The sequence below is a fragment of the Actinobacillus equuli genome, from assembly GCF_900636745.1.
Classification (GTDB): Bacteria; Pseudomonadota; Gammaproteobacteria; order Enterobacterales; family Pasteurellaceae; genus Actinobacillus; species Actinobacillus equuli.
Map to the genome: position 1 here is coordinate 1,393,224 of NZ_LR134310.1, position 16,416 is coordinate 1,409,639.

Here is a 16,416-nt window from a genome sequence, read left to right on the forward strand (position 1 = left end):
CCCCTCCTTAGCAAGAAGGGGCAGGGGGAGATTTGGCAGAATAGCATTACGCTCATACGAAAATTTGACCTTGTCATCAAATCTCCCCTAACCCCTCTTTTCTAAAGAGGGGGACATTTTTTTAAACTTCTTCGATTACGTGATTATGGTTGCTGTAAATATCAATATCACCGGCGATTTTTAATGCTTCCGCCACGATTTCTTTTGCAGATAAATTATTTTGCGTGCGAAGTAGTGCAAGTGCCGCTGCTTTGGCATAGTTACCGCCAGAGCCGATAGCTAACACGTCTTGTTCTGGCTCAATCACATCACCAGAGCCTGACACCAATAAAAATTCACTTTCGTTTGCCACAATCATCATCGCTTCTAATTTGCGTAGTGAACGTTCGGTACGCCATTCTTTTGCCAGTTCCACCGCAGATTTGATTAAGTGACCTTGGTGTAATTCTAATTTTTTCTCGAATAAATCACGTAAGATAAACGCATCGGCAGTTGAACCTGCAAAACCGGTTACCACTTTATCTTTATACATACGGCGCACTTTGCGCACCGTACCTTTTTCTACACAATTACCTAGCGTTGCTTGTCCGTCACCACCGATAGCGACTTTGCCATCTTTACGAACACATACGATTGTTGTCATATTAAATCCTTGTCCTTTATTTTAGGGAAAACTGGGGTGTTAAATGGGGGAAAATTTGCCTTTTTCAAGGATAAGCGGTCAGATTTCACAGGAAAATTGCAAATTCATTGATATTGGCTTGCCGAGTACTAATTCTATTTGGGCTTTATACGCTAATACTTTTACCCCAACATTTTTCGCTTGTTCAAATAAGGCGGCATATTGCGGATCAATCTGTTTTGCCACGGAAAAACGTTGGATACCGGTGTGCAAAATTGCGAAAAATATGACCGCTTGTTGTCCTGATTCGGCAATGGCAGCCAGTTCTCGCAAGTGTTTTTGTCCTCGTTCTGTTTTGGCATCAGGAAACATACCCAAACCGTTTTCGGTGAGTAAGGTGGTGGATTTTACTTCTACAAAACAGTCGGGCCGATTATCCGCTTTTAGCAGAAAATCAATGCGGCTGTTTTCCGTGCCGTATTTTTGTTCGGGTAAGATGGTTTGGTAATCGGTAAGTTCTGTAATCCAGCGCTTTTCTAATGCTTCTTGCACAAGTTGATTAGCTCGTTGGGTATTCACGCAAATAAAATTGCCCGCTTGGGTTTGAGTCAGTTCCCAAGTGTGGGCATATTTGCGTTTCGGATTATCAGAGGTGGAAAACCAAACGGTATCGCCTGTAGTGGCACAGCCGGTCATTGCACCGGTATTCGGACAATGTAGGGTAATTTGCTCGCCGTTGGGCAGCAGAATATCGGCTAAAAAACGTTTATAGCGTTTGATTAATATGCCGCAAGAAAGAGAAGGAAATTGCATAATAGTCTTTGATTTATAAAGAAAAAAACCGCTTTTTGCAAAGCGGTTTTTGTGTCAAACTGATTAACGGTTGGTCAGGTTGTTATTACCTGACTGGTCCTCAGGTAATAACTTAATCTCGATCAGCTTTGTTTAAAATCTGATAAAGGAGAATGAGATATGAACATCCGTTGAATATTAATTATCTGCTTAGTGTTATTACTTGTTAGCCCACCAGCTTTATAATAACTTAAGCACCAACTACACGGCAGGTATTCGCTTGCCGTGTTCTTACTATAAGTCGAGTTGATTAAATTTTCAACCCTTAAATTTCATAAAATTCTAACGGTAAACCGTCCGGATCTTTAAAGAAAGTGAAGCGTTTACCGGTCAAGTCATCAATTCGAATCGGTTCACATTCCACCGCACTTTTTGCTAAAAATTCGACCGCTTGTTGCACATCTTTCACACGAAACGCTAAATGGCGCAAGCCGCAGGCTTCAGGGCTATTTGGGCGTTGTGGCGGATTCGGAAAACTAAATAATTCAATTTGCGAGCCGTCGGCAAAACGAAGATCGAGTTTATAGCTTTCACGTGCCGCACGGTAAGTTTCTTCAATAATTTCCGCACCGAGAATTTGCGTATAAAAATGTTTGGATTTGGCATAATCACCGGCAATAATCGCCACATGATGAAAGCCGAGAATGGGTGTTAGCATAGATTTCCTTGTAAAAGTTTTGCAAAAAAACTGTTAAATATGACCGCTTAGGTTATGATGCACGGCTTGGTATTATTTCGATATGAAAAGGTTTCGAGTGAAAACAAAATTGCAGTTCCCTTTAGCAGAATCTGACCCGAATCACCCGTTTGCCAAAGCAGTGTTAACTTGGTTCGCACAGTATGGGCGTAAACATTTACCTTGGCAACAAAATAAAACCTTATATGGTGTTTGGTTGTCGGAAGTGATGTTACAACAAACGCAGGTTGTAACAGTTATTCCGTATTTTGAACGTTTTATTGAACGTTTTCCAACGGTAACGGACTTAGCTGATGCACATATTGATGAAGTTTTGCATTTGTGGACCGGTTTAGGTTATTACGCGCGTGCCAGAAATTTGCATAAAGCGGCACAGCAAATTCGAGATCAATTCGGTGGTGAATTTCCGACCGATTTTGATAATGTTTTGGCGCTTTCAGGTGTTGGGCGCAGTACGGCGGGTGCGATTTTATCGTCCGTGTTAAATGCACCGCATCCGATTTTAGACGGTAATGTAAAACGGGTGCTTTCTCGTGCATTTGCGGTGGAAGGTTGGAGTGGTGAAAAATGCGTAGAAAATAAATTGTGGCAATTAACTGCAAGTGTTACGCCGAATCGTCAAGTTGCCGATTTTAATCAGGCGATGATGGATCTCGGTGCAATGGTATGTACCCGCAGCAAACCGAAATGTTCGTTATGTCCGTTAGCGAATTTATGCGAAGCGAATCGGCTTGAAGCATGGGATAAATTTCCGGCGAAAAAACCGAAAAAAGTTTTGCCGGAACGTCAAGCTTATTTTTTGATTATCAAATCGGGCAGCAAGATTTTATTGGAACAGCGTGAAGCAAAAGGGCTTTGGGGCGGATTATACGTATTTCCGCAATTTGAAGATATGGATGAGCTTAAGCGGTCGCTTTCTGAACAGAATTTGCAAATTTCTCAGCAATTAATCGCATTTCGCCACACATTCAGCCATTTTCATTTAGATATTACCCCGATTTTGGTAGATCTGGATTTACAAAAAAATGCTAAAAATCAACCGCTTGTCGTACAAGAAAATTGCGGAAATTATCGCCTTTCAGTATCTTCAACCGCTAATTATTGGTATGATTTACAATTACCGAGCGAAGTAGGTTTGGCAACGCCCGTAAAACGTATTTTGGATGAACTCAGTTTAACGCTAACTAGCACTAATAAGGAATAAAAAATGGCTCGTATTGTATTTTGTGAGTATTTAAAACAAGAAGCCGAAGGCTTAGATTTTCAATTATATCCAGGCGAATTGGGTAAGCGTATTTTTGATTCTATTAGTAAACAAGCGTGGTCGGAATGGATTAAAAAACAAACTATGCTCGTGAATGAGAAAAAGTTAAGCATGATGAACCCGGAACACCGTAAATTGCTGGAAACAGAAATGGTAAATTTCTTGTTTGAAGGCAAAGAGGTTCAGATTGATGGTTATGTTCCTGTCGAACAGAAGTAATAAGGCATTGATTTTTAATGAAAAAATATACTAAGTATTTACCGTTGTTGTTGGTAATCCCGTTCTTAGCCGCTTGTGGTAGCAGTACCAAAAAAGTGAAAAGAACTAAAACGAAAGTTGATTACACCAAAGACACTAACGGTTTAGATATTTTAACCGGACAATTCTCGCATAATATCGATGATATTTGGGGAAGTAATGAACTTTTAGTCGCGAGTAAAAAAGACTACGTAAAATATACGGACCAGTTCTATACACGTAGCCATATTTCATTCGAAGACGGTCAGATTACGATTGAAACCTTAGGTGACCAAAATCACTTACGTAACAGTATTGTGCACACCTTATTAATGGGATCAGACCCGAAGGGGATTGACTTATTTGCTTCGGGCGATGCGCCGATTAGTAATAATCCGTTCCTTGCCGGTCAGGTGAACGATCAATTTGGGCGTGATATTAATAATATTGCGATCGCTAATGATTTTGCGACTTATTTAATTCAAAATAAATTACAAACTCGCCGTCTTCAAAACGGTAGAACAGTAACTTACGTGGCGATTAAAATGGTGGCGGGACATATTGAAGTTCGTGCGCGTCAATATTTACCGTTGGTACGTAAAATGGCGAAGCGTTACGGTATCGAACCAAGCCTTATTTTAGGTATTATGGAAGTTGAATCGGCATTCAACCCGTATGCGGTAAGTTATGCGAATGCGATCGGTTTGATGCAGGTCGTGCCTCGTACTGCCGGACGTGATATTTTTGCTCGTAAGGGATTTGGTGGTCAGCCGGATCGCGCTTATTTGTATAATCCGGAACAAAATATTGATTCGGGGACGTTATACTTAACCATTTTACGAGATGAGTATTTAGACGGTATTACAAACCCGGTTGCAAAACGTTATGCAATGATCTCCGCTTATAACAGCGGTGCGGGAGCAGTGCTTAAAGTATTTGATTATGATAAATATGATGCGATTGATCGTATTAATGATTTATCTCCGGATGCGGTTTATCGTATTTTGACAACGGCACATCCGTCAAGCCAAGCACGAAATTATTTGAAAAAAGTAACAAAAGCGCGAGAAAAGTATTTACACGTTAGATAATCTGTTGTTTTTTAAAGCAAAAAGTACAAAAAAAGCACGTTTGAACCGAGTTTTTTAAATTTTTAAAAAAAGTGTTTGACGAAGCAGGGTGAAATCAGCATAATGCACCCCGCAACAAGACGTTGCCTCGATAGCTCAGTCGGTAGAGCAGGGGATTGAAAATCCCCGTGTCGGTGGTTCGATTCCGCCTCGAGGCACCATCTATTCCTCCTTAGTTCAGTCGGTAGAACGGTGGACTGTTAATCCATATGTCGCAGGTTCGAGTCCCGCAGGAGGAGCCATATTTCGAAGCCCTGATGATTTTCATTAGGGCTTCACTTTATTAGCAATTTGCTTTTGCTAGCTTTTCAAAAAGTTATCTTGGAGAGCTTGACGCTGAGTTAAAATAATTGCATAATAGACCCTCGCAATCAACGAGATGCCTCGATAGCTCAGTCGGTAGAGCAGGGGATTGAAAATCCCCGTGTCGGTGGTTCGATTCCGCCTCGAGGCACCATCTATTCCTCCTTAGTTCAGTCGGTAGAACGGTGGACTGTTAATCCATATGTCGCAGGTTCGAGTCCCGCAGGAGGAGCCATATTCAGGAACCCTGATAGTTATTAAAACTGTCAGGGTTTCGCTTTTTTCAGCATTTAAAAACTTATTTGTATATAAATGAAGTGTGTTGCTGAAATTTTGTGATCTCTCTCCAATTTTTGAAAAAAACTTGAAATTTCCCTTCGCAAAAAAGTGTGAGACAGAGTATTATTAGCGAAACAATAAAAATGATTCCTCGAATATCGTCAATTTTGCGACATCACTTTTAATACGAGTGGTGTCGCATTTTTTATACCTGAAAATCCACCTTTTATCCTGTCATAAAGGTGGATTTTTTGTATAATGAAAATAATTTTCCGCTGAAGCTCTCTTGGGCTTAAAACTTAAAAAGAAAAGCGGTCTGATTTTAGAAAAATTTTGCAAAGAGAAAATTATGTTTGAAAACCTATCTGACAGACTATCGAAAACCTTGCGTAACATTACCGGTAAAGGTCGTTTAACTGAAGATAATATTAAAGATACGCTGCGTGAAGTACGTATGGCGTTATTAGAAGCCGATGTAGCGTTACCGGTTGTGCGTGAATTCATTAATAAAGTGAAAGAGCGTGCGATTGGTGAAGAGGTAAATAAAAGTTTAACGCCGGGTCAGGAGTTTCTTAAGATCGTACAAAGCGAGCTTGAGAAAGCGATGGGTGAGGCGAATGAGGAGTTAAATCTTGCGACCCAACCGCCGGCAGTAATTTTAATGGCGGGTTTACAGGGGGCGGGTAAAACCACTTCGGTCGGTAAATTAGCAAAATTCCTTAAAGAGCGCCACAAGAAGAAAGTATTAGTGGTTTCTGCCGACGTTTATCGTCCGGCGGCGATTAAACAGCTTCAAACCTTAGCGGAAGCGTTAAAAGTCGATTTCTTCCCGACAGAGACAAGCCAAAAACCGGTTGAAATCGCGGAACTTGCCTTAAAACACGCAAAACTGAATTTCTTTGATGTTTTAATTGTGGATACCGCAGGTCGTTTACACGTTGACGGTGAGATGATGGAAGAAATCCAGCAAATCCACAGCGTATTAAATCCGATTGAAACACTTTTCACCGTGGATGCGATGACCGGTCAAGATGCGGCGAATACGGCGAAAGCTTTCAATGAAGCATTACCGCTTACCGGTGTAATCTTAACCAAAGTAGATGGTGATGCACGTGGTGGTGCGGCGTTATCTATTCGTCAAATCACCGGCAAACCGATTAAATTCCTCGGTGTGGGTGAGAAAACCGATGCGTTAGAACCGTTCCATCCGGATCGTGTCGCTTCGCGTATTCTTGGTATGGGCGATGTGTTATCGTTAATTGAAGATTTACAGCGTTCGGTTGACCAAGAAAAAGCCGAGAAAATGGCACAGAAATTCAAGAAAGGTGATGACTTCACCCTTGAAGATTTCCGTGAACAGCTCATCGAGATGAAAAAAATGGGCGGTATGATGTCGATGCTGGATAAACTGCCCGGTGCAAAGAATTTACCTGATCACGTAAAAAATCAGGTGGATGATAAAATGTTCGTGAAAATGGAAGCGATCATCAACTCAATGACGCTGAAAGAGCGTGCGAATCCGGATATTATTAAAGGTTCTCGTCGTCGTCGTATTGCGTTAGGTTCCGGTACACAGGTGCAAGACGTGAACAAATTGCTCAAGCAATTCGATGAAATGCAGCGTATGATGAAGAAAATGCGTAAAGGCGGTATGGCGAAAATGATGCGCGGCATGAAAGGCTTAATGGGCGGAGGCGGTTTAGGCGGCCTCGGTGGCTTAGGCGGAATGTTTGGCGGTAAACGCTAATTAGCTGACGATCCAAGCGGTCGGATTTTGTAGAAAATTTGCAAAATCCGACCGCTTTTTTATGCCTTATTTGGCGAGTGCTTGATGCAACTTTCCGTGATGCACAGAAAGTAATTGTTCGGCAGTAGTTTTATCCGAATCACTCAGTATCATCATAATGGCTAATTTTGCGTTATTTTCGGCAATTTTTAGCGCATTTTCAGCAACCGTTCGATCACATTCGGTGGCTTCCATTACGATTTTAATCGCACGGGCTTTGAGTTTTTCGTTGCTTGCCTGCACATCAACCATTAAATTGGAATAGCATTTGCCGATCATCACCATTGATGCGGTGGTCAGCATATTCAACACCAGCTTTTGTGCCGTGCCGGATTTCATACGGCTTGAACCGGTTAGCACTTCCGGCCCTACAACCGTATCAATCGTAATCTCTGCAATTTGTGCCATCGCTGAATTCGGGTTGCTGGCAATCGAAACGGTAGTCGCACCCAAAGATTTGGCATATTCTAACGCTCCAATCACATAAGGAGTACGTCCGCTTGCTGCAATGCCGACCAATATATCTTTTTGTGAAAAATTGACCGCTTGTAAATCGGCTTTGCCTCGTTCCGTATTATCTTCCGCTCCTTCAATCGGGTGGCGTAACGCCCGTTCACCGCCGGCAATAATGCCGACCACCATTTCCGGTGGAACGCCGTAAGTCGGTGGACATTCCGAAGCGTCTAATACGCCTAAGCGCCCACTCGTGCCGGCACCGATATACACTAAACGTCCGCCATTTTGGAATGCTTGTACGATTTTTTCGACTGCTTGAGCAATTTGCGCTAAACATTTTTCCACCGCAAGTGGGACTTGTTTATCCTCTTGATTGATCACTTTCACTAGCTCAAGTGCAGAGAGCTGATCGATATTCATTGAGTGAGGATTGCGTTGTTCGGTAATCATTTTTGACAACGCCGTTAATAAATTTTTTTCTGACATTTTTATCTCCAACCACCTTTTACTTTTGGTGTTTTATACAAGTGAGGAAGTGATTACTTAGGATAAATCACCCCTAAACTCACCGGCTGTTTTGCTCCGGTTACACTTGGTAAGTTGCTCGTTAAATTATGCACTCGTTGATAAGCCAGCCAGGCAAAAGCAGCTGCTTCGACATAATCAATATCCAATCCATATTCGCTAGTGGTTGTGACCGTCCATTTCGGTAGTAATTCACTAAAACGCTGCATTAACAATGGGTTACGTGCGCCACCACCACATATAAGTAATAAGCATTGCTTTTCACTTTCTAAATTTTTTAACTCATTTACTACACTTTGTGCGGTAAATTCCGCCAGTGTACGTTGTACATCTTCAGGACGATAAGCGGTTAAATTTGCCGATTTTTTTGCAAGCCATTCAAGGTTAAATAATTCTCGTCCGGTGCTTTTCGGGGCAGGTAATTTGAAAAAAGGCTCATCAAGTAAACTGTCGAGTAATTCCGGAATCAGTGTTCCGGTTTTTGCCCATTCGGCATTTTTGTCGTAGCGTTTGGCTTGGTGCAATTCTATCCAAGAATCCATCAGTGCATTACCGACACTGACATCATAGCCAATGGTCGGTTGCTGCGGCGCAAGTACCGAAATATTGGAAATACCACCGATATTTAGCACCACGGTTAAGCGTTCCGGCGAGGCAAAAATCCCTTCGTGAAAAGCGGGAACCAGCGGTGCGCCTTGTCCTCCGACCGCCATATCTTTACGGCGAAAATCCGCAATAGTGGTAATGCCGGTATGAGCGGCAACCAGATTCATATCACCGATTTGCATGGTAAACGGGACTTTGCCGTTTGGAGAATGCCATACGGTTTGTCCATGACAACCGATCGCTTGAATATCACTGGCGCTTAATTGGTGCTCGGCTAAAAAGCAGTTGATACTTTTGGCATACAGCAAGCCTAAACGGTGATCGATTTCACCTAATTTTTGTAACGAAGTTTCGCCGTTTTTGAGTAATTGCGATAAATCGGTACGTAAATCTTCCGGCATAGGAGTAAAGCCGCAAGCGGTCAATTTTGGCGGATTTTTTGCAAAATCCATCACGCATAAATCAACGCCGTCAAGGCTGGTGCCGGACATCACGCCGAGGTAGAGGTTTTTAGTCATAAAAATGAAAGGAAAGGAAAATTTGTTGAATTATATCGAATATCCGCCACAAAAGCGGTAAGATCTCGGCTGATTTTTACAAATTTATCTATTTATGAACCTTCAAAAACTTTTATTGATTCGACGATTTTTCTCCACTCTTGCATTTTTCTCAATGCAAACCGTGTTTTTTATCTATTTACAGAAAAAAGGCTTAAGCAATAGCGAAATCGCTTTTTCGTTGTCTTTATTATTCTTTTGTAATCAAGCGTTGGCGATTTTAGCCGGCATCTGGGGCGACCGTTACGGCTTGGCTAAAATGATGTTACTAGGCTGTTTGCTGGACGTATTGGCTTATATTTTCTTTCTCTCAGCGGATAATTACGGACTATTATTGCTAGCCACTACTTGCTTCGGGCTGGGGAGCTGTTTGTTCGGTACCAATGCAAAGGCGTGTTTACTGGCTTTGGCGGGCGATGAATATAGCGAGAAAACCCGTTTGCAGGGCAAGTATCTGAAAGTGACCAGTATGTCTTCGATGTTTGCGCCGTTACTGGTGATTCCGTTTATTAAATTTGAGCAAATCGAGTTATTAATTTGGGTTTGTTTTGCGATGGAGGCGGTGCTATTTGCGCTGATGGTCAAGCCGTTTTATCAGATTCAAACGTTACAAAGTTTGGTGAAATTCCGTTTCGGGCAAATTCGAGAAATTATCACCAAAGAATTTTTATTTGTGCATTTGATGTTGTTTATTCCGCTATCAATTGCCACTTCATTTTTTGTCATTTTTCCGTTTTTATTTGATAACAAATTAGCTGCGCCGGAACATAGCCCAATCGCATTATTTGTGAACGGCTTGATGACGGTATCGCTACAAAGTTATTTCTCGCGCAAAATTAATCTCACTGCGAAGCAAACCGTTTGGGTTGCACCGCTGTTAGCGATTGGTATCATTGTGCCGTGGTTTATTACCTTGCATTATATTTCGCTGTTTAGCGCTTATGTCTATTTGGTGATTTTTACCGTGATTGAGGTGTATGCGCTGACGGCAATGGCGAATTTGTTAGTAAAATTTGATAACGGTACCAATCGAGGCTTCATTTTCGGTGCATCACGTCTGCTGCTTTCGATTGCGACGGTAGTGGTGATGAATTTAATTCCTCATTTGTTTTTGGTGTAGCTATGACTATTCTTTGGATTTCTCTCGGTGCGGTATTAGGTGCAATTTCTCGCTGGCAATTAGGCGTGTGGTTTAACGGTTTTCTCAGCCAGTTTGCCTTTGGGACATTGTTAGCCAATTTGCTCGGTTGCTTCTTAATTGGAATCGTGATCGGAATGCATTTGAATGACGGGCAGAAGTTATTATTTATTACCGGTTTTCTAGGCAGTTTCACCACCTTCTCGAGCTTTTCGTTAGAAGTGAGTGAAAAGTTACTGGCGGAGAAATATTACCAAGCCTTCGGTATTATCGGTTTGCATTTGGTCGGGGGGATTTTGTGTACAGTGATAGGAATCTTGCTAGTACGCCTTTTTACAAGCGGTCAAAATTACTAAATTTTTTGCAAAAAAATGCCCTCACGACTTAAAGTTGGAGGGCATTTTTCGTTAGCTAATTAAAGAAAAATATTTGCTAATAAAAGACCGAAGCCAATGCTAAAAATCATACTTAATAAGCCTGGTAACATAAAGCTGTGGTTAAAGATGTATTTACCAATTCTTGTTGTACCGGTTGTATCGAAGTCAATTGAGGCGATAATCGGACCGTAGTTCGGAATAAAGAAATAACCGTTTACCGCAACAAATACCCCGATTAATACCGGTGCTGGAATGCCGATTGCAATCGCAAGCGGGAAGAGTGTTGCCACAGTTGCACCTTGGCTGTTTACTAATACCGATAAAACAAATAATGCGAAAGCAAATGCCCATGGTGCGGTTTCTACTAAGCCTTGAACCATGCCTTTTACTTCAGTCATATGACCTTGCATTAACGTATCACCTAACCATGCGATACCGAAAATTGCGATAACCGCACGCATACCGGCATGGAAAATCGAACCTTTAGTGATTTCATCACCATCCGGTTTGCAGAATAGGATAATTAATGCACCGACAGAAAGCATTACGATTTCAATCGTATGCGCCATACCCATCGGTTTGCCGTCAAACACAGGACGAAGTGACGGTACCGCACCCATTAATACAACTAATAATGCACCGAATAAGAATAAACCTACAGAAGTTTTCGCCGTTGATTTGATTTGGATATTGGCAGGATCGACAGAAGTGTGATTTTCTTTTACGTAATCAGGATCTTGTAATAATTTTTGGTAATGAGGGTCGTCTTTTAACTCTTTACCCATTTTATTCACAAATACGCAAGCAAGCATTAAGCCAAGTAAAGTTGCCGGCACGGTTACCATTAATACATCACCTAAAGTAATGCCTTGCGGCTCTAAAAATGCTACTACTGCAACGACTGCCGCCGCAATCGGGCTTGCTACGATCGCAAATTGTGAAGCGATTACTGCCATTGAGAGAGGGCGCTCCGGACGAATACCGTTATGGCGGCTAACTTCAGCGATAACAGGTAATACTGAATACGCTACGTGACCTGTACCCGCTAACACGGTGAATGTCCAAGTAACAAGCGGTGCGATAAAAGTAATATATTTTGGATTACGACGTAAAATGTTTGTCGCCAGTTTGATCATATAGTCTAAACCGCCGGCCGCTTGCATTGCCGCTGCGGCTGCAACTACCGCCATGATCATAAACATTACGTCAATCGGTAAGCCAGCTGGTTTTAAACCAAACACGAAAGAAAGGATCGCTAAGCCTAACCCGCCAAATACCCCTAAACCGATACCACCGACACGGGCACCAATCAAAATGCATAGTAAAACTATGGCAAATTGCAAAAGAAACATTGCAGACATAATTTGATTACTCCATTGTAATTCAGTAAAAAAATCCTCATACTTGAGGAAATAGTCCTTAGAGATAAGCCTTCTCAAAGCAGAATTAAACTCTTTGAAAAGGGTGCTTAATATAGCAATAAATAAAACTAATCGCTATAAGAATCAATAATTAAATTTTTTTATGATAGGAAATAATATGCAATTTTCAAAAATGCACGGGCTTGGCAATGACTTTATGGTGATTGATGGTGTAACGCAAAATGTCTATCTTACCGAGGATGTGATCCGAAAATTAGCTAATCGTCATACCGGCGTTGGCTTCGACCAATTATTGCTTGTAGAGCCGCCTTACGACCCGGATTTAGATTTCCATTACCGTATTTTTAATGCGGACGGTAGTGAAGTTGCACAATGCGGTAATGGTGCGCGCTGCTTTGCCCGTTTTGTCACGCTAAAAGGTTTAACCAATAAACAAGATATTCACGTGAGTACTGCCAAAGGCAAAATGGTATTAACTTTAAAAGGTGAAGAAAAAGTTCGTGTGAATATGGGTGAACCGATTTGGGAACCGGCACAGGTTCCGTTTACGGCAAATAAATTTGAAAAAAATTATATTCTAAGAACGGATTTGCAAACGGTGTTATGCGGCGTGGTTTCAATGGGCAATCCGCATTGTGTGTTACAAGTTGAAGATATTAAGACAGCACCGGTAAATGAATTAGGACCTTTGTTGGAGAATCATGAACGCTTTCCTGAGCGTGCGAATATCGGCTTTATGCAAGTAGTGAATCGCAATCATATTAAATTACGAGTATTTGAGCGTGGTGCCGGCGAAACTCAGGCGTGCGGTAGCGGTGCTTGTGGTGCGGTTGCAGTAGGGATTATGCAAGGCTTGTTGGATAGTAATGTACAAGTCGACTTACCCGGTGGTTCACTCCAAATCGAGTGGGAAGGTGTCGGTCATCCGTTATATATGACCGGTGATGCTACCCATATTTATGACGGCTTTATTAAACTCTAAGCCTTTTAGCCAAAAGTAAGCGGTCAAATTTCTGCAAAATTTTGCAAGAATTTGACCGCTTGTTATTTATGGCTAATCGTCCCTAAGCGTTTTCTACACCAAACGCCATTACTTCATCAATTTTCTCGGCATTCATTGCAATCATCATCAAACGATCCACTCCTAATGCGACACCGGAACAATTTGGAATCCCCGCTTTTAATGCGGCAAGAAAACGAGTGTCTAACTGCTGAGCCGGTAAGCCCATTTGTGCACGTTGTACGTTATCTTGTTCGAAGCGGCGCATTTGTTCTTTCGCATCACTTAGCTCATGGAAGCCGTTTGCCAATTCTAAGCCTTTGTAATAAACCTCAAAACGTTCCGCAACACGGTGATCTTCCGAACTGATTTGAGCCAGTGCCGCTTGCGACGACGGGAAATGATAGACCGCAGTCGGGCGTTCTTTACCGATATTCGCTTCCACAATTTCACTGAATAGAAATTGCAACAAAGTATCTCGATTCTCGTCATCTTCACATGGGAAGCCGTGCTTACGGGCTTTTTCAACTAATTGTGCGCGAGTTGCCGAAAGCGGATCTAAACCGACATAGGTTTGGAACACGAACTGATAGCTATAAGATTCCGCCGGTTCACAATCCAGAATTTGCTGGAGTAAATCGTCCACTTCATTGATTAAACGATACATATCAAAATGCGGGCGATACCATTCCAACATGGTAAATTCCGGATTATGACGCTTGCCGGCTTCTTCATTACGAAACACGCGGCACAATTGGAAAATTGAACCGCTACCCGCCGCCAATAGGCGTTTCATATGGTATTCGGGGCTTGTCATCAGATGCAGCGTTTTCGCTTCGCTGGCAAAGGGTGAAAGAAATTGAGTGCTGAAAGTAGAAAGATGCACATCTGTTACGGAAAACTCACTTAGTGCGGGTGTTTCCACTTCTAATACGCCGCGATCTTTAAAAAACTGGCGAATTTCCGCCATTATTTGGCTGCGTTTGATTAGGTTTTGGATGGACGCGGTCGGTTTCCATTCAATATTTTCTAAAATTAATTCATTCATTGCAGGGATTATCGAACGTTAAAAAGAGAGATTGTAGCGGTATTTATTTCAGTTTGTGAAGTTTAATTTCCGTTTAGAGGAGAATTCTCAAGGGTTTTTCCCTAAAAATTTTGTTATATCCTTGGTAAAATTTTAGCTAAATTTAACCGCTTAATGCGACAGATTCTTATCTGTAATTACGAGTAATTATCAATACAGCACAAAGGTTTTGTACCTTTTTTGAGGTAGATCACAAAACATATTTTTTGTGCCGTGAAAACGCAAAATAAACTTATATTGTGTAAAAATTAGTGGCACAATGCGAGCAAGTTATATTGATTAATTTATCTATTATTTTGGAGTGCATTATGCAAAGTGTTAATTTTGATGTCGCAATTATCGGTGCTGGCGGTGGCGGTTTACGTGCAGCGATCGCAGCAGCGGAAGCAAATCCAAATCTTAAAATTGCTTTAATTTCAAAAGTTTACCCGATGCGTAGCCATACTGTGGCGGCAGAAGGCGGCTCAGCGGCGGTAATTAAAGATACAGACTCTTTCGATAACCACTTTAATGATACCGTTGGCGGCGGTGACTGGTTATGTGAACAAGATATCGTAGAATATTTTGTTGAGCATTCACCGATTGAAATGACGCAATTAGAACGTTGGGGTTGTCCTTGGTCTCGTCGTCCGGACGGTGAAGTAAACGTACGTCGTTTCGGTGGTATGAAAATCGAACGTACTTGGTTTGCGGCGGACAAAACCGGTTTCCACTTATTACATACACTATTCCAAACTTCAATCAAATATCCTAACATCGTACGTTTTGACGAACATTTCGTCTTAGATATTCTGACCGACAACGGTGAAGCTCGCGGTTGTGTAGCGATGAATATGATGGAAGGTACGCTTGTTCAAATCAATGCAAATGCAGTCGTTATCGCAACAGGTGGTGGTTGCCGTACTTATCGTTTCAATACTAACGGTGGTATCGTAACCGGTGACGGTTTATCAATGGCGTATCGTCACGGTGTGGCATTACGTGATATGGAATTCGTTCAATATCACCCGACCGGTTTACCGAATACCGGTATCTTAATGACCGAAGGCTGCCGTGGTGAAGGCGGTATCTTAGTGAATAAAGACGGTTACCGTTACTTACAAGATTACGGTCTAGGTCCTGAAACACCAATCGGCAAACCGGAAAACAAATATATGGAACTTGGTCCGCGTGATAAAGTTTCACAAGCATTCTGGCAAGAATGGAAAAAAGGTAACACTTTAAAAACTGACAAAGGTGTTGATGTTGTTCACTTAGACTTACGTCATTTAGGTGAAAAACACTTAACCGAACGTTTACCGTTTATCTGCGAATTAGCGCGTGCTTATGAAGGTGTAGATCCGGTAACTTCACCAATCCCAGTTCGCCCGGTAGTTCACTACACCATGGGTGGTATTGAAGTGGATATGAATGCAGAAACTTCAATTAAAGGTTTATTCGCAGTAGGTGAATGTGCGTCTTCAGGCTTACACGGTGCAAACCGTTTAGGTTCTAACTCTCTGGCGGAATTAGTGGTATTCGGTAAAGTAGCCGGTGAAAATGCGGCTCGCCGTGCACAAGAAGCAACACCTCGTAACCAAGCGCAAATTGATGCGCAAGCACAGGATGTCGTTGCACGCTTACACGCTTTAGCTCGTCAAGAAGGTAATGAATCTTGGGCGGATATTCGTAACCAAATGGGTGACGCAATGGAAGAAGGTTGTGGTATCTACCGTACACAAGAAAGTATGGAAGGTGCGGTAAACAAAATCCATGAGTTAAGAGAGCGTTACAAAAATATCAGCGTAAAAGATAAATCAAGCGTGTTTAACACCGATTTACTTTACAAAATCGAATTAGGCTTCATTTTAGATGTGGCGCAATCAATCGCTTGCTCGGCTGTTGAACGTAAAGAATCTCGTGGTGCACACCAACGTTTAGACTATACCGAACGTGACGATGTGAATTACTTAAAACACACCCAAGCATTCTACAACGCAGACGGCACGCCAACCATTAAATATTCAGATGTGAAAATTACTAAATCACAACCTGCAAAACGTGTATATGGTGCGGAAGCAGAAGCGCAAGAAAAAGCGAAAAAAGCAGCAGAACAGGCACAAAAATAGGAGAGCGATA

Annotated in this window: 15 protein-coding genes and 4 tRNA genes; 12 read left to right on the forward strand and 7 right to left on the reverse strand. The window is 41.9% G+C overall.

Annotated elements, in window-relative coordinates:
* Positions 1-121: 121 nt before the first annotated feature.
* The 3 genes from hslV to gloA2 form a co-directional block, all read right to left on the reverse strand.
* Entirely contained in the window at positions 122-643 is a 522-nt protein-coding gene (gene hslV, locus EL121_RS06585; RefSeq protein ID WP_005613306.1) for an ATP-dependent protease subunit HslV, read from the reverse strand.
* Positions 644-721: 78 nt separating this feature from the next.
* Positions 722-1,435: a DNA/RNA nuclease SfsA gene (gene sfsA, locus EL121_RS06590; RefSeq protein ID WP_039198560.1), complete on the reverse strand. Its 714-nt coding sequence runs from the start codon at positions 1,433-1,435 to the stop codon at positions 722-724.
* Positions 1,436-1,739: 304 nt separating this feature from the next.
* The gene (gene gloA2, locus EL121_RS06595) at positions 1,740-2,132 is read right to left on the reverse strand and encodes an SMU1112c/YaeR family gloxylase I-like metalloprotein (RefSeq protein WP_039198562.1); all 393 of its coding nucleotides are present in this window, start codon (positions 2,130-2,132) and stop codon (positions 1,740-1,742) included.
* Positions 2,133-2,229: 97 nt separating this feature from the next.
* On the opposite strand from gloA2, the gene mutY reads away from it, so the two are divergent.
* The 8 genes from mutY (at position 2,230) to ffh (ending at position 7,131) form a co-directional block, all read left to right on the forward strand.
* A complete protein-coding gene (gene mutY, locus EL121_RS06600; protein WP_039198564.1) occupies positions 2,230-3,375 on the forward strand; it encodes an A/G-specific adenine glycosylase in 1,146 nt (381 codons plus the stop codon).
* A gap of 3 nt (positions 3,376-3,378) precedes the next feature.
* Complete coding sequence (locus EL121_RS06605; protein WP_015674328.1) at positions 3,379-3,654, forward strand: oxidative damage protection protein; 276 nt, start codon at positions 3,379-3,381, stop codon at positions 3,652-3,654.
* Positions 3,655-3,671: 17 nt separating this feature from the next.
* Complete coding sequence (gene mltC / locus EL121_RS06610) at positions 3,672-4,763, forward strand: membrane-bound lytic murein transglycosylase MltC (protein WP_039198566.1); 1,092 nt, start codon at positions 3,672-3,674, stop codon at positions 4,761-4,763.
* Between the two features lie 124 nt (positions 4,764-4,887).
* Positions 4,888-4,963 (forward strand) — tRNA-Phe (locus EL121_RS06615).
* Between the two features lie 5 nt (positions 4,964-4,968).
* A tRNA-Asn gene (locus EL121_RS06620) sits at positions 4,969-5,044 on the forward strand.
* Positions 5,045-5,183: 139 nt separating this feature from the next.
* A tRNA-Phe gene (locus tag EL121_RS06625) sits at positions 5,184-5,259 on the forward strand.
* Positions 5,260-5,264: 5 nt separating this feature from the next.
* Positions 5,265-5,340 (forward strand) — tRNA-Asn (locus tag EL121_RS06630).
* 393 nt (positions 5,341-5,733) lie between these two features.
* Positions 5,734-7,131, forward strand: a complete 1,398-nt coding sequence (gene ffh / locus EL121_RS06635; RefSeq protein WP_015674330.1) for a signal recognition particle protein — start codon at positions 5,734-5,736, stop codon at positions 7,129-7,131.
* Between the two features lie 66 nt (positions 7,132-7,197).
* Here the strand turns inward: ffh and murQ are convergent, their stop codons facing one another.
* Both murQ and EL121_RS06645 read right to left on the reverse strand, forming a co-directional pair.
* On the reverse strand, positions 7,198-8,112 hold the full coding sequence (gene murQ, locus EL121_RS06640; protein ID WP_039198568.1) for an N-acetylmuramic acid 6-phosphate etherase: 915 nt from the start codon (positions 8,110-8,112) through the stop codon (positions 7,198-7,200).
* A gap of 53 nt (positions 8,113-8,165) precedes the next feature.
* Entirely contained in the window at positions 8,166-9,275 is a 1,110-nt protein-coding gene (locus EL121_RS06645) for an anhydro-N-acetylmuramic acid kinase (protein WP_039198570.1), read from the reverse strand.
* Between the two features lie 94 nt (positions 9,276-9,369).
* Here EL121_RS06645 and EL121_RS06650 point away from each other — a divergent pair, with 94 nt between their 5' ends.
* Complete coding sequence (locus tag EL121_RS06650) at positions 9,370-10,434, forward strand: MFS transporter (protein WP_039198572.1); 1,065 nt, start codon at positions 9,370-9,372, stop codon at positions 10,432-10,434.
* A 2-nt stretch (positions 10,435-10,436) separates the two neighbouring features.
* On the forward strand, positions 10,437-10,808 hold the full coding sequence (locus tag EL121_RS06655) for a fluoride efflux transporter FluC (RefSeq protein ID WP_039198573.1): 372 nt from the start codon (positions 10,437-10,439) through the stop codon (positions 10,806-10,808).
* Between the two features lie 59 nt (positions 10,809-10,867).
* Here the strand turns inward: EL121_RS06655 and EL121_RS06660 are convergent, their stop codons facing one another.
* Positions 10,868-12,190, reverse strand: coding sequence for an anaerobic C4-dicarboxylate transporter (locus EL121_RS06660; protein ID WP_039198575.1), 1,323 nt, complete (start codon positions 12,188-12,190; stop codon positions 10,868-10,870).
* A gap of 178 nt (positions 12,191-12,368) precedes the next feature.
* On the opposite strand from EL121_RS06660, the gene dapF reads away from it, so the two are divergent.
* Positions 12,369-13,193, forward strand: coding sequence for a diaminopimelate epimerase (gene dapF / locus EL121_RS06665; protein ID WP_039198578.1), 825 nt, complete (start codon positions 12,369-12,371; stop codon positions 13,191-13,193).
* 82 nt (positions 13,194-13,275) lie between these two features.
* On the opposite strand, the gene epmA is transcribed toward dapF, so the two are convergent.
* Entirely contained in the window at positions 13,276-14,259 is a 984-nt protein-coding gene (gene epmA, locus EL121_RS06670) for an elongation factor P--(R)-beta-lysine ligase (protein ID WP_039198581.1), read from the reverse strand.
* Between the two features lie 347 nt (positions 14,260-14,606).
* Between epmA and frdA the strand changes: the two genes are divergently transcribed.
* Complete coding sequence (gene frdA / locus EL121_RS06675) at positions 14,607-16,406, forward strand: fumarate reductase (quinol) flavoprotein subunit (protein ID WP_015674338.1); 1,800 nt, start codon at positions 14,607-14,609, stop codon at positions 16,404-16,406.
* The last annotated feature ends 10 nt before the right edge of the window (positions 16,407-16,416 follow it).

Coding starts and splice junctions, on each gene's coding strand:
- hslV (WP_005613306.1), bottom strand. CDS start 643: ATGACAACAATCGTATGTGTTCGTAAAGATGGCAAAGTCGCTATCGGT.
- sfsA (WP_039198560.1), bottom strand. CDS start 1,435: ATGCAATTTCCTTCTCTTTCTTGCGGCATATTAATCAAACGCTATAAA.
- gloA2 (WP_039198562.1), bottom strand. CDS start 2,132: ATGCTAACACCCATTCTCGGCTTTCATCATGTGGCGATTATTGCCGGT.
- EL121_RS06605 (WP_015674328.1), top strand. CDS start 3,379: ATGGCTCGTATTGTATTTTGTGAGTATTTAAAACAAGAAGCCGAAGGC.
- mltC (WP_039198566.1), top strand. CDS start 3,672: ATGAAAAAATATACTAAGTATTTACCGTTGTTGTTGGTAATCCCGTTC.
- ffh (WP_015674330.1), top strand. CDS start 5,734: ATGTTTGAAAACCTATCTGACAGACTATCGAAAACCTTGCGTAACATT.
- murQ (WP_039198568.1), bottom strand. CDS start 8,112: ATGTCAGAAAAAAATTTATTAACGGCGTTGTCAAAAATGATTACCGAA.
- EL121_RS06645 (WP_039198570.1), bottom strand. CDS start 9,275: ATGACTAAAAACCTCTACCTCGGCGTGATGTCCGGCACCAGCCTTGAC.
- EL121_RS06650 (WP_039198572.1), top strand. CDS start 9,370: ATGAACCTTCAAAAACTTTTATTGATTCGACGATTTTTCTCCACTCTT.
- EL121_RS06655 (WP_039198573.1), top strand. CDS start 10,437: ATGACTATTCTTTGGATTTCTCTCGGTGCGGTATTAGGTGCAATTTCT.
- EL121_RS06660 (WP_039198575.1), bottom strand. CDS start 12,190: ATGTCTGCAATGTTTCTTTTGCAATTTGCCATAGTTTTACTATGCATT.
- dapF (WP_039198578.1), top strand. CDS start 12,369: ATGCAATTTTCAAAAATGCACGGGCTTGGCAATGACTTTATGGTGATT.
- epmA (WP_039198581.1), bottom strand. CDS start 14,259: ATGAATGAATTAATTTTAGAAAATATTGAATGGAAACCGACCGCGTCC.
- frdA (WP_015674338.1), top strand. CDS start 14,607: ATGCAAAGTGTTAATTTTGATGTCGCAATTATCGGTGCTGGCGGTGGC.